The organism is Streptomyces hokutonensis, assembly GCF_000376565.1.
Taxonomy (GTDB): domain Bacteria; phylum Actinomycetota; class Actinomycetes; order Streptomycetales; family Streptomycetaceae; genus Streptomyces; species Streptomyces hokutonensis.
This window is the reverse complement of the sequence record NZ_BARG01000069.1, coordinates 19,211-32,046: the sequence shown is the minus strand read 5'-3', so window position 1 is coordinate 32,046 and position 12,836 is coordinate 19,211. Positions and strand designations below refer to the sequence as shown.

9 protein-coding genes are annotated in these 12,836 nt (G+C 68.3%); 2 read left to right on the top strand and 7 right to left on the bottom strand.

Translation table 11 applies throughout. From position 1 onward, the window contains the following. Positions 1-94: 94 nt before the first annotated feature. The 3 genes from pyk to pta all read right to left on the bottom strand — a co-directional run bounded on the left by pyk (position 95) and on the right by pta (position 4,897). Positions 95-1,525 carry a pyruvate kinase gene (pyk, locus tag SSP08S_RS39245; protein ID WP_019073129.1) on the bottom strand — a complete coding sequence of 477 codons (1,431 nt, stop codon included), beginning with the start codon at positions 1,523-1,525 and terminating at the stop codon, positions 95-97. A gap of 73 nt (positions 1,526-1,598) precedes the next feature. Beyond that, positions 1,599-2,810, bottom strand: a complete 1,212-nt coding sequence (locus SSP08S_RS39240; protein ID WP_019073128.1) for an acetate kinase — start codon at positions 2,808-2,810, stop codon at positions 1,599-1,601. Then, positions 2,807-4,897, bottom strand: a complete 2,091-nt coding sequence (gene pta, locus SSP08S_RS39235) for a phosphate acetyltransferase (protein WP_019073127.1) — start codon at positions 4,895-4,897, stop codon at positions 2,807-2,809. Before pta ends, SSP08S_RS39240 begins: the two co-directional genes overlap by 4 nt. 223 nt (positions 4,898-5,120) lie before the next feature. Here pta and SSP08S_RS39230 point away from each other — a divergent pair, with 223 nt between their 5' ends. Next, positions 5,121-6,146: an ATP-dependent 6-phosphofructokinase gene (locus SSP08S_RS39230; protein WP_019073126.1), complete on the top strand. Its 1,026-nt coding sequence runs from the start codon at positions 5,121-5,123 to the stop codon at positions 6,144-6,146. Between the two features lie 48 nt (positions 6,147-6,194). Here the strand turns inward: SSP08S_RS39230 and SSP08S_RS39225 are convergent, their stop codons facing one another. Further along, positions 6,195-6,824 (bottom strand): helix-turn-helix domain-containing protein, encoded by a 630-nt coding sequence (locus tag SSP08S_RS39225; RefSeq protein ID WP_019073125.1) that lies wholly within the window; start codon positions 6,822-6,824, stop codon positions 6,195-6,197. 649 nt (positions 6,825-7,473) lie between these two features. Here SSP08S_RS39225 and SSP08S_RS39220 point away from each other — a divergent pair. Next, positions 7,474-9,591 (top strand): tetratricopeptide repeat protein, encoded by a 2,118-nt coding sequence (locus SSP08S_RS39220; protein WP_019073124.1) that lies wholly within the window; start codon positions 7,474-7,476, stop codon positions 9,589-9,591. Here SSP08S_RS39220 and SSP08S_RS39215 read toward each other — a convergent pair. Genes SSP08S_RS39215 through SSP08S_RS39205 form a run of 3 tightly spaced genes read right to left on the bottom strand, consistent with a single transcriptional unit; the run spans position 9,581 to position 12,765 of the window. After that, positions 9,581-10,420, bottom strand: a complete 840-nt coding sequence (locus SSP08S_RS39215) for a carbohydrate ABC transporter permease (protein ID WP_019073123.1) — start codon at positions 10,418-10,420, stop codon at positions 9,581-9,583. The two genes, SSP08S_RS39220 and SSP08S_RS39215, sit on opposite strands and share 11 nt — an antisense overlap. Before the next feature lie 3 nt (positions 10,421-10,423). Next, a complete protein-coding gene (locus tag SSP08S_RS39210; protein ID WP_019073122.1) occupies positions 10,424-11,392 on the bottom strand; it encodes a carbohydrate ABC transporter permease in 969 nt (322 codons plus the stop codon). Further along, on the bottom strand, positions 11,389-12,765 hold the full coding sequence (locus tag SSP08S_RS39205; RefSeq protein ID WP_078532660.1) for an extracellular solute-binding protein: 1,377 nt from the start codon (positions 12,763-12,765) through the stop codon (positions 11,389-11,391). Before SSP08S_RS39205 ends, SSP08S_RS39210 begins: the two co-directional genes overlap by 4 nt. Positions 12,766-12,836 lie beyond the last annotated feature (71 nt).

The following is a 12,836-nucleotide window of genomic DNA, read 5'->3' as shown; positions in this document are numbered from 1 at the left end:
CCCCACAAGCCCGTTCGGGAGCCGCGCACGAACTGAGGGCGCCCCCTTTCCCAGGGGGCGCCCTCAGCGCCGTACAAGAGCCTTCAGCGGTACGTCAGTTGCCCTCGCCGCCGCCGAGGTGGTGGACGCGGAGCATGTTCGTCGTGCCGGCCACGCCGGGGGGCGAGCCGGCGGTGATGATGACGGTCTCGCCCGGGTTGAAGCGGTTGATCTTGGCGATCTCGCCGTCGACCATGTCGACCATCTCGTCCGTGCTGTTGACGAACGGCACCACGTGCGACTCCACGCCCCAGCTGAGCGTCAGCTGGTTGCGGGTGCCCTCGTCGGTGGTGAAGGCGACGATCGGCTGGGCCGCGCGGTAGCGGGAGAGCCGGCGGGCGGTGTCACCGGACTGAGTGAACGCCACCAGGGCCCGGCCGCCGAGGAAGTCGGCGATCTCGCACGCGGCACGCGCGATCGAACCGCCCTGCGTCCGCGGCTTCTTGCCCGGCACGAGCGGCTGGAGGCCCTTGCTGAGCAGCTCCTCCTCGGCCGCCTGCACGATCTTCGACATCGTCTGCACGGTCTCGATCGGATAGGCGCCCACCGAGGACTCGGCGGACAGCATGACCGCGTCCGCGCCGTCCAGGATCGCGTTGGCCACGTCGGAGGCCTCGGCGCGCGTGGGGCGGGAGTTGGTGATCATCGACTCCATCATCTGGGTCGCCACGATCACCGGCTTGGCGTTGCGCCGGCACAGCTCCACCAGGCGCTTCTGCACCATCGGGACCTTCTCCAGCGGGTACTCCACGGCGAGGTCGCCACGGGCCACCATCACCGCGTCGAAGGCCGCGACCACGGCCTCCATGTTGGCGACCGCCTGCGGCTTCTCCACCTTGGCGATGACGGGGACCCGGCGGCCCTCCTCGTCCATCACCTTGTGGACGTCGTACACGTCGCTCGCGTCGCGCACGAAGGACAGGGCGACCATGTCGCAGCCCATCCGCAGCGCGAACCGCAGGTCCTCGACGTCCTTCTCGGACAGCGCGGGCACGTTCACGGCCGCGCCGGGCAGGTTGATGCCCTTGTGGTCGGAGATGACGCCGCCCTCGATGACGATCGTCTTCACCCGCGGGCCCTCGACGCTCAGCACCTTCAGCTCGACGTTGCCGTCGTTGATCAGGATCTGGTCGCCGCGGGAGACGTCACCGGGCAGGCCCTTGTACGTCGTACCGCAGATGGTCTTGTCGCCCGGGACGTCCTCGGTGGTGATGGTGAACTCGTCACCGCGCACCAGCTCGACGGGACCCTCGGCGAAGGTCTCCAGGCGGATCTTCGGGCCCTGCAGGTCGGCGAGGACGCCGATGGCACGGCCGGTCTCCTTGGCCGCGGCACGGACGCGGTCGTACCGCCCCTGGTGCTCGGCGTGGGTACCGTGGCTGAAATTGAAGCGGGCCACATTCATGCCGGCCTCGATCAGCGACACCAACTGCTCGTGGGAGTCGACCGCGGGGCCGAGAGTACAGACGATTTTCGAACGGCGCATGGGACGATCCTATCGGTTTGTTTCGCTACGGAATATTCCGTCTGGCGGAAGATACAAATGGGCGGGCATGCGCTCAGGCGTTGTAATTTCCGACCAGTGCATAGGTCTGTGTGGCGATCTCCAATTCCTCGTCCGTCGGCACCACCGCGACCGCGACCCGCGACGACGCCGGCGAGATCAGCCGCGGCTCGTCGCTCCGTACGGCGTTCAGCGCCCCGTCGACCTCGAGCCCCAGCAGCTCCAGGCCCGCCACGGCAGCTTCCCGCACCGCACTCGCGTTCTCCCCGACTCCCGCTGTGAAGGCGACCGCGTCCACCCGGCCGAGTACCGCGCAGTAGGCGCCGATGTACTTCTTCAAACGGTGAATGTAGATGTCGAAGGCGAGTTCCGCCCGTTCGTCGCCCTCGTCGATCCGGCGCCGGATCTCGCGCATGTCGTTGTCCCCGCACAACCCGATCAGACCGCTCTTCTTGTTGAGAAGAGTGTCGATCTCATCGGTGGACATTTCGCCAACACGCATCAAATGGAAGATGACGGCCGGATCCAGGTCTCCCGACCGGGTCCCCATCACCAGTCCCTCCAGCGGGGTCAGCCCCATGGAGGTCTCCACGCACCGCCCCTTCTCGACGGCCGACGCGGACGCCCCGTTCCCGAGGTGCAGCACGATGACATTCACGTCCTCGGGCGCCTTCCCCAGGAGCTTCGCCGTCGCCCGCGACACATACGCGTGCGAGGTCCCGTGGAACCCGTACCGCCGGATCCGGTACGCGTCGGCCGTCGCCACGTCGATCGCGTACCGCGCGGCCGACTCCGGCATCGTCGTGTGGAACGCGGTGTCGAACACGGCCACCTGCGGCAGATCCGGCCGCAGCGCCATCGCGGTCCGGATCCCGACCAGGTTCGCCGGATTGTGCAGCGGGGCCACCGGTATCAGCCGCTCGATCTCGGCGAGCACGGCGTCGTCGATGACGGTGGGCGCGGTGAAGGTCATCCCGCCGTGCACGACCCGATGCCCGATGGCCGCCAACTCCGGTGAATCCAGGCCGAGTCCATCCTTCGTCAATTCCTCCGCCACGGCCTTCAGGGCGGCCCCGTGATCGGCGATCGGGGCGATCAGCTCCCGTACGGCGCCGGTCGTGACGCAGGTGTGCTTGAGCCGGGAGGCCTCCTCGCCGATGCGCTCGACGAGGCCCAGGGCCAGCCGCTCGCCGCCGCGCATGTCGAGCAGCTGGTACTTCACCGACGAGGAGCCGGAGTTGAGGACGAGGACGCGGGTGGGGCTCACTGGGCGGTTGCCTTCTTGGTCGGGTTCTGGGACTGGATCGCGGTGATGGCGACGGTGTTGACGATGTCGGAGACGAGGGCGCCCCGGGACAGGTCGTTGACCGGCTTGCGCAGCCCCTGGAGCACCGGCCCGACGGCGATCGCGCCGGCCGAACGCTGCACGGCCTTGTAGGTGTTGTTCCCGGTGTTGAGGTCGGGGAAGATCAACACGCTGGCCCGGCCCGCGACTTCGGACTCCGGCATCTTCGTGGCGGCGACACTCGGCTCGACGGCGGCGTCGTACTGGATGGGCCCCTCGATCCGCAGATCGGCCCGGCGCAGCCGCACCAACTCCGTTGCCTCGCGCACCTTGTCGACGTCGGCGCCCGAGCCGGACGTACCGGTGGAGTACGACAGCATCGCGATGCGCGCGGCGACGCCGAACTGCTCGGCGGTGGCGGCCGACTGGACGGCGATGTCGGCCAACTGCTCGGCGTTCGGGTCGGGGTTGACCGCGCAGTCGCCGTAGACGAGGACCTTGTCGGCGAGGCACATGAAGAAGACGGACGAGACGATGTCGGCGTCCGGCTTGGTCTTGATGATCTCGAAGGCGGGGCGGATGGTGGCGGCCGTGGAGTGGACGGCGCCCGAGACCATGCCGTCGGCGAGCCCGGCCTGCACCATCAGCGTGCCGAAGTAGTTCACGTCGGCGACGACGTCGTAGGCGAGTTCGACGGTCACGCCCTTGTGGGCGCGGAGTTCGGCGTACTTCTCGGCGAAGCGGTCGCGGAGTTCGGAGGTCTGGGGGTCGATCAGCTGGGCGGCGCTGAGGTCGATGCCGAGGTCGGCGGCGCGCTTGCGGATCTGGTCCTCGGGGCCGAGCAGGGTCAGCTCGCAGACGCCCCGGCGCAGCAGTACCTCGGCGGCGTGCAGGACGCGGGGCTCGGTGCCCTCGGGGAGGACGATGCGGCGCTTGTCGGAGCGGGCCCGCTCCAGGAGCGTGTGCTCGAACATCATCGGGGTGAGGCGGTCGCTGCTCGGCGCGGAGACCCGCTTGAGGAGGTCGCCGGTGTCGACGTACCGCTCGAAGAGACCGAGCGCGGTCTCCGCCTTGCGCGGGGTGGCCGCGTTCAACTTCCCCTCCAGGGAGAAGAGTTCGGCGGCGGTGGGGAAGGACGTGCCGGTCACCGAGACCACCGGGGTGCCCGGGGCGAGGCGGGCGGCGAGGGTGAGGATCTCGTCGCTCGGCACCTCGTTCAGGGTGAGCAGGACGCCGGCTATCGGCGGGGTGCCGGCGCTGTGCGCGGCCAGCGCCCCGACGACGAGGTCGGCGCGGTCGCCCGGGGTGACGACCAGCGCGCCCGGGGTCAGCGCCTTGAGGAAGTTGGGCAGCATCGCCCCGCCGAACACGAAGTCCAGCGCGTCCCGCGCGAGCCCCGAGTCGTCCCCGAGGAGGACCCGGCCGCCGAGGGCGTGGGTGATCTGCGCGACGGTCGGCGCGGAGAGCGCGGGCTCGTCCGGTACGACGTAACAGGGCACCGGCAGCCGGGTGGCGAGGCGCTGGGCGATCTCCTCCCGGTCCTCGCGGGCGACCCGGTTGGTGACCATGGCGAGGACGTCGCAGCCGAGGCCGTCGTAGGCGCGGTACGCGTTGCGGGTCTCCGCGAGCACGGACTCGGAGGTCTGCTTGCGGCCGCCGACGACGGGGATCACGGACGCGCCGAACTCGTTGGCGAGGCGGGCGTTGAGGGCCAGCTCGTCCGGGAACTGGGTGTCCGCGAAGTCGGTGCCGAGGACGAGGACGACGTCGTAGTCACGGGCGACGAGATGGAACCGCTCGACGAGCGTCGACACCAGCTCGTCCGTGCCCTGCTCGGCCTGGAGGGCGGACGCCTCGTGGTAGTCCATGCCGTAGACGGTCGCCGGGTCCTGGGAGAGCCGGTAGCGGGCACGCAGCAGTTCGAACAGCCGATCGGGATCGTCGTGGACGAGGGGACGGAACACCCCCACCCGGTCGACCTGGCGGGTCAGGAGCTCCATGACCCCCAGCTCGACGACCTGACGGCCGTCGCCGCGGTCGATCCCGGTCACGTACACGCTGCGGGTCACGCGTGCTCCCTCGCTTCGTTTCGGTGGTCGTTTCGGTGGCTGTTTCGGTGGCTGTTTCGGTGGTCATAAAAATCGCCCACCGAGGTGAGCAGAACCCTCTTGACAATACCTCCGGGGGTGGTTAAGACGCCCCTCGGTCCGGCGGGAGCGGCATCGCCCTGAGGGACGTGAAACAATCGGATCCGGCTCACCGGTATCAACAGCGAGCAGGAGACACAGCACGATGCGCATCGGAGTTCTCACCGCAGGCGGCGACTGCCCCGGCCTGAACGCAGTGATCCGATCGGTCGTGCACCGAGCGGTCGACAACTACGGCGACGAGGTCATCGGCTTCGAGGACGGCTACGCCGGACTGCTCGAGGGCCACTACCGCACCCTCGACCTCGACGCGGTCAGCGGCATCCTCGCCCGCGGCGGCACGATCCTCGGCTCCTCCCGCCTTGAGCGCGACCGGCTCCGCGAGGCCTGCGAGAACGCGCTCGACATCGCGCGCGACTTCGGCATCGACGCGCTGATCCCGATCGGCGGCGAGGGCACGCTGACGGCGGCACGGATGCTGTCGGACGCGGGCCTGCCGGTGGTAGGGGTCCCCAAAACAATCGACAACGACATCTCGTCGACGGACCGCACGTTCGGCTTCGACACGGCGGTGGGTGTCGCGACGGAGGCGATGGACCGCCTCAAGACGACCGCGGAATCCCACCAACGAGTGATGGTCGTCGAGGTCATGGGCCGGCACGCGGGCTGGATCGCGCTGGAGTCCGGGATGGCGGCGGGCGCCCACGGCATCTGCCTGCCCGAGCGCCCCTTCGACCCCGCCGACCTGGTCAAGATGGTCGAGGAACGCTTCGCCCGCGGCAAGCGGTTCGCCGTCGTCTGCGTCGCCGAGGGCGCGCACCCCGCCGAGGGCTCCATGGACTACGGCAAGGGCGAGATCGACGCGTTCGGCCACGAGCGCTTCCAGGGCATCGGCACGGCACTGGCGTACGAACTCGAACGCCGCCTCGGCAAGGAGGCCAAGCCGGTCATCCTCGGCCACATCCAGCGCGGCGGCGTACCGACCGCGTACGACCGGGTCCTCGCGACACGCTTCGGCTGGCACGCGGTGGAGGCCGCGCACCGGGGCGAGTTCGGCCGGATGACGGCGCTGCGCGGCACGGACGTGGTGATGGTGCCGCTGGCGGAGGCGGTCACGGAGCTGAAGACGGTGCCGAAGGACCGGATGGACGAGGCGGAGTCGGTCTTTTAGGTCCGGTTTTCTGGGTTCGGTCCGGCCGGTTCGTTCGGTCAGGCCTGTTCAGTAGGTACTCCTGTCGACCATGGCCCAGAAGCGGTCGATGATCTGGTCGAGGAAGTCGCGGCCGGCCTCGCTGGCGTCGCCGGGGGAGTTGCCGCCGGCCCAGCTGAGGGTGGCGAGCATCTGCCCCTGGTAGTCCTGGTGGAGTTCCTTGAGGGAGTCCTCCAGGAGGTGCCGGTCCAGGGGCACCATTTTGCCGATCGGCCGTACGTAGGCCTGCCAGCGGGTGGTCATCGCGCTGCGCAGCAGCTCCGCGAGTTTGGCGTCGCGTCCGGTGACGCTGATGAAGTCGGGGATCGAGAGGTCGAGCAGATCGGCGAGCGTGGCCGACTGGCGCTCGGTGCCGCGCCACTCGTCGTTCTCCTCCATCCGCAAATACACGAGGAGTTCGAGCCCGACGGCACGCGCGATGTCCTCCGGCGCGAGGCCACGGGCGAGCCGGTGCTCACGCAGCGTGCGTGGCCTGCCGATGAGTTCACTCGCGGAACACCACAACACGCCCGCGAGCGCGGTGAGTTCGGGACTGGACGGAGCGGTGAGCCCACGCTCCCAGGCGATGACCAGGTCCGGAGTGACGTAGGGCAGCCCGAACGAGGCACGCATTCCGTACGCGACATGTTCGGGACCCATGTTCAGAGCGGTCCTGAGCCTACGGGCGGCGGGGGCGTTGAACGGCGGCGTGGGCGGCGTGGACTGGCTGGGTCGAGCTGGGGGTCGGCGCACGGGGCACAAGTTAGGGGCGCCTGGGTGCGGTGACTACGGTCTGTTCGGCCAGGATTACGGATTGTATGAACGTACGGATTCGGTCGCGCGGGGGAGATCGAATGCGGCCGGGGCGGGGGTGGGTGGTGACGGTGAGTGGTGGCCGGGGGAGTCGGATGGTGACCGGGGGGTGGTGAATATGCCTCTCTACCTTGCCATTTGCCGGGGCGGCGGGCATTGGCGGAGGGGGTGGTGGGTGGGGGGTCGGTGTCGGGTGTTTGGGCGGGGGTCGAAGGGGAGTGCGTTTGTGGTGGGGGTGATGATCGGGTGTGGGGGGAAGTGGGGGGTGGCGGGATATCGACGGTGGGGGTGTGCGGGGGAGTGTGCGGGCTCGCCGGTTGGTCGTTCAGGTTCGCGTCCCGCCCGTTACCGCATCGAGCGCCGAACCTCAGGGGGGAACTCCTTCGGCCTGCCCTGCGGTGCTGCCAAGTCGCCTGGCCAGAGCGGGTGTTGGGCGGGGGCTGTGGGCGTACCGTGTTGGCACGCGATTCGGGGGCAGCGGCACGGGGACGGCACGATGGGTGAGCAGTACGGCGGGGATCATCTGGACTTCCGGGACGGGGAGTTCAAGGGGGACTTCATCGCGAAGCAGGTGGCGTACCACCAGCACGGGCCGGCGCCCACCGCGCTGGATGCCCTGCCTCCGAGGGTGGCCGGGTTTTCGGGGCGCAGTGACCAACTCGGGGAGCTGCTCGGCGCGTTCGACCCGGGTGGGAGTGGCGAAGCGCCGGGCGCTGTGTTGGTCGCCGCGGTGTCAGGGCTCGGGGGGATCGGCAAGACCGCGCTCGCGGTGGAGGCGGCGCACGCGGCCCGTGACGAGGGGTGGTTCCCGGGTGGGGTGCTCTTCGTCAATCTCCATGGGTACGACGATGATCGCGTTACGGCGGAACAGGCGCTGGAGACTCTACTGAGGGGGCTGGGGACGCCTCCGGAGCACATTCCGAACGGGGTGGACGCACGGGCCGCGTTGTATCGCTCGGTGCTTGCGGCGCGGGAGCGGGAGTTGGGGGCTGTGCTGGTCCTGGCCGACAACGCGTCCTCGGCGGAGCAGGTGCGTCCGTTGCATCCTGGAGGTACGCGGCACAGGCTGCTTGCCACCTCGCGGAGCAGGTTGCCTCAACTGGGGGCACGGCTGCTGGCGTTGGGGGAGTTGAGTCCGGAGGAGGCGTACGACCTGCTGGACCGGGCGTTGCGGATCGCCGCTCCGGGGGATGCGCGGGTGGTGGATGAGGGGGAGGCGGCTGCTGAACTCGCCTTGCTCTGTGGGCAGTTGCCACTCGCACTTCAGATCGCTGCGGCCTTGCTCGTCCTCGACAGGGACAAGACCGTGGCCGAACTGGTGGCGGAACTTGCCGAGTCCGGTGACCGGCTCCTGCACCTTGATGACGGTGAGCGCAGTGTGCGGGCCGCCTTTGACTTGTCATACGGGCGTCTGCCGGCTGAACAGGCGCGGTCGCTACGGCTGTTGGCCCTGGCTCCGGGGCCCGAGGTGACGGCCGAGGTCGTCGCCGTGTTGGACGGGGCGGACGCTGCGCCGGTGCGTGTGCTCGAAGCGTTGTCTCGCGCTCATCTTGTTGAGCGGGGGAGTGGGCGTGGGCGGTGGCGGTTGCATGACTTGGTGCGGGCGTTCGGGGTGGGTGTGGTCAAGGGGGATGTGGGGTTGTGGGAGGAGGGGGAGGCGGCGCGGGGGCGGGTGTTGGAGTTCTACTACCGGTGGGCGGATGCGGCGGATGACTGGTTGCGGTGGTTGCCGGGGATGCCGGTGCCGGAGCGGTTTGTGGATCGGGCGGGGGCGTTGGCGTGGCTGGATGCGGAGCGGGCGGGTCTTGTGGCGGTGGTGCAGTGGGCGCGGGAGGAGTCGTACGCGGCCACGGCGGTGCGGCTGTCGCAGTGTCTGGCGGAGTATCTCGACTGGCGGCGCTCTTTCGACGACTTGATCACGGTGTGCGATGCCGCGCGGGAGGCTGCCCACCACGCCGGTAACCGGATCGCCGAGGCCGGCGCGTGGACCGGCCTCGGCAACGCCCTGCTACAGGCGGGCCGGTCGGAGAAGGCAATCGACGCGCACACTCGGGTCCGCGACCTGTTTCAGGCCGTTGGGGATCGCCACGGTGAGGCCATCGCGTGGGCCAACCTCGGCAGCGCCCTGCGGGAGGCGGGCCGGGCGAGGGCGGCGGCCGACGCGCACACCCGGGCCCGCGACCTGTTTCAGACCGTAGGGGACCGTCACCTCGAGGCCACGGCGTGGGACAACCTCGGCTTCGATCTGGTGGAGGCGGGCCGGGTGGGGGAGGCGATCGATGCGCACACTCGGGCCCGCGACCTGCACCAGGCCGTCGGAGACCGTCACCGCGAGGCCACTGCATGGAACAATCTCGGCGCCGCCCTGGGTGACACGGGCCGTGTGGAGGAGGCAATTGAGGCGTACGAGAAGGCCCTGGAGGGCTTCTGGGAGTTCGAGGACTGGTACCGGGCGGGCCAGACCCTCTACAACCTAGCTCTCACCCACAAGCGCGCCGCCCGCCCCGGCGAGGCCCGCGCCCGCTACCTCCAGTCGGCCGATGCCTACACTCGCGCCGACGCGCTAACCGAAGCAGCCCAAGCCCGCAACCGAGCCGAAGAGCTCACCCCTTAACAGCCCCACCCAAAGCAAACCCCCCACCCAACCGCCTCGCCACCAGCACATACAACAAAATCACCGGCGTCGAGTAAACAACCGAGAACGCGGCCAACTGCCCATACGCCACCATCCCCCGATTCCCGAAGAACTCATTGATGCTCACGCTCGCCGGCATCTGGTCCGGGGTGAGCAACAGCATGAACGGGACGAAGAAGTTCCCCCACATCATCACGAACGAGAAGACGGTCACCACCGCCACCCCCGGTCCCATCAGCGGCAACACAATCCGCACGAGGGACTGAAATGACGACGCACCGTCGGTCCACGCCGCCTCCTCCAACTCCTTCGGCACGCCGTCCATGAAGTTCTTCATCAGCCAAATAGCAAACGGCAGTTGGGACGCGGCGAAGAAGAAGATCGTGCCCTGCATGGTGTCGATGAGGTTCACCTGCACGAACAACGCGTACACCGGCACCATGATCGCGGTGATGGGAAGGCTCGTTGCGAACAGGATCGTCAGGAGGAAGGGGCGGTTCAGGCGGGATCGGAAGCGGGACAAGGGATACGCCGCCAGTGCCGAGCACACCACCGTCAACAGCGTTCCGAAGCCGCACAGGATCAGGCTGTTGAGGAGGGGGGTGAAGGTGATGTCCGAGTTCAGGATCGCGTGGAAGTTGTCGAGGGTCAGGCCGTCGGGGGTCTTCACCTTGAGGTTTGCGTGGGGGTCCAAGGACGACAGGATCACCCAGAGGAGCGGGAGCGCGAACGTTGCCGCGACCACCAGCAGCCCCGCGTCCGCCGCCAGGCGTCGGCTTCTGCGGCGGGAGGAGAGGGTGAGGGCCATGGGTCAGACCTCCGTTCGCAGCAGGCGCATGTAGATCACAGAGAAGACCGAACCGACCAGGAGCAGGAGTAGGGCTACCGCCGTGGCGTAGCCGATCATGCTGTTCTGGAAGGCCTGTTCGTACATGTAGAGGGGGAGGGTCTGGCTCTTGTTGCCCGGGCCGCCTCTCGTCATCACCCAGATCAGGCCGAAGACGGAGAGGGTCTGGAGGGTGTTGAGCATGAGGTTCGTGCCGATCGAGCGGCGGATCATCGGGAGGGTGATGTGCCACATGCGGCGCCAGCCGCCCGCGCCGTCGACCTCCGCCGCTTCCGTGATCTCTTTGGGGATTTCGTTGAGGGCCGCCGAGTAGACCAGCATCGAGAAGGCTGTGCCCCGCCAGACGTTCGCGAAGGACACCGCCAGGATCGGGAGTGTGAACAGCCAGTTCTGGGACGGGAGATGGAGCCAGTCCAGGATGGCGTTCAGGGTGCCTTCGCGGCGGAAGAAGGCGTAGAGGAGGAAGCCTGCCACCACCTCGGGGAGGACCCAGGCCGTGATCACGATCGCGCCCGTGAGCGTGCGGACCGGTTTTGACGCGCGTTGCATGAGGGTCGCGAGCGCCAGGCCGAGGGTGTTCTGGCCGATCAACGACGACAACACCGTGAACACCAGCGTCAGCCATACCGCGTTGAGGAATTCCGAGTCCTTGAAGGCCGTACGGAAATTCGCGAAGCCGACGAAGGACGAGTGGGCCTGGCCTGTGAGTTGGAGGTCGGTGAAGGCGATGTAGGCGCAGTAGCCGATCGGGACGGCCAGGAAGAGGAGCAGGAGGGTCAGGGCGGGGGATAGGGGGAGGAGGTGCGTGAGGATGCGATTGCCATGGCGATTTCGGGTGCGGGGGTGCCGCTGGGGCGCGGACCGGCGAGGGGCCGGGCCCGGGGCGGACTTCGTCGCGTCCGGGCCCGCCGCCTGCCGGGGTGCGGTGGTCACTTCTGGGTGACCTGGTTGTCCGTGGCGGACTTGAGCTCGTCGTCGTACGAACTCGCCGCCTTGTCCACCGACATGTCGCCCGTCGTCACGCCCTCCATCGCCTCCTGGATGGCGGTGGAGACCTTCGGGTACGCCGGGTAGGCGGGGCGGTAGTGCGTGCTCGCGACCAGGTCCGTGAAGAACTTGATGCCGGGCTGGGCGTTGGCGTAGGCGGGGTCGGCGGCGACGTCCTTCCGCACGGAGATACCGGAGTTGGCGATGTACCACTTCTCCGCGTTCGCCTTCGTCTGCATCGTCTTGATGAAGTCGAAGGCGAGGTCGGGGTTGCCGGCCTTGGAGGGGATCGCCCAGGTCCAGCCGCCCGACATGCTCACCTTGCCGGGGGCCTGGCCGGTCTGCGTGGGCATGTACGCGAGCCCCAACTCCTGTGACCACTGCGGCCATTCGTGACCGCTGCCCTTCAACCAGGCCTGGGGGAGCCAGGATCCGTCCAAGGCGATGCCGAGTTTGCCCTTGGGGAGGAGTTCACCGGCCACGTAGGTCTGGATGTTGGGGTCGAGGGCGTCGGACACGTCCGGGCCGAGCTTCTCCTTGTAGACCGTGTGGACGAAGGAGAGGGCGTCCTTGAAGCCTTGGCTTCCCGCGATCCACTTCTTCGACGACTTGTCGTAGAGCGGGTCCGTGGTGCCGTCGTTCGTCCCGTAGAGCAGCATCTCGAAGCCCTGCATGGTGGCGGCTTCGCCGGCCGGTTTGCCGGTGTAGACGTTGAGGGGGGTGACGTTCGGGACCTTCTGCTTGATCGTGCGGGCCGCGGCGAGGACGTCGTCCCACGTCTTCGGCTGCCAATTCGCGGGCAGGCCCACCTTCTTGAAGATTCCCTTGTCGAACCAGAGGCCTCGGGTGTCCGTGCCGTCCGGGACGCCGTACGTCTTTCCGTCCTCGGCCTTCGCTGCCGACTTCGCCGTGTCGACGAACTGGTTCCAGTCCGGCCACTTGGAGAGGTAGGAGTCGAGGGGCTTCAAGTACCCGGACGTGATGTCGCTGTTGATGAGGAACGTGTCCTCGTAGACCAGGTCCGGGGCGGTCTTGGGGGAGCGGAGCATCTGCTGGAGCTTGGTGTAGTACTCCGAGTCCGGGGCCTTGATCGGGACGAGCTCGACCTTCTTGCCGGGGTACTGCTTCTCGAACTGCTTCTTCATGTCGGCGAGGTAGGTGTCCATCACCTTGATGGAGTTGTCCGTCGACTGTTTGAAGGAGATCTTGACAGTGTCCGGGCTGCTGCCGGAACCGCTGCCGCAGGCGGTGAGGGTGGTTGCGGCGAGGGCTAGGGCTGAGACTGCTGCGAGGGCGACGGCGGTGGGGCGCACGGGCACGACCTCCTGCTGGCTCACATCGTTGTGGCCTGGGCCTGGGGGAATGGCTGCCCGGTGAAGGTAAGTGGAGT

Coding starts and splice junctions, on each gene's coding strand:
- SSP08S_RS39215 (WP_019073123.1), bottom strand. CDS start 10,420: ATGGCCCTCACCCTCTCCTCCCGCCGCAGAAGCCGACGCCTGGCGGCG.
- SSP08S_RS39230 (WP_019073126.1), top strand. CDS start 5,121: ATGCGCATCGGAGTTCTCACCGCAGGCGGCGACTGCCCCGGCCTGAAC.
- pyk (WP_019073129.1), bottom strand. CDS start 1,525: ATGCGCCGTTCGAAAATCGTCTGTACTCTCGGCCCCGCGGTCGACTCC.
- SSP08S_RS39220 (WP_019073124.1), top strand. CDS start 7,474: ATGGGTGAGCAGTACGGCGGGGATCATCTGGACTTCCGGGACGGGGAG.
- SSP08S_RS39225 (WP_019073125.1), bottom strand. CDS start 6,824: ATGGGTCCCGAACATGTCGCGTACGGAATGCGTGCCTCGTTCGGGCTG.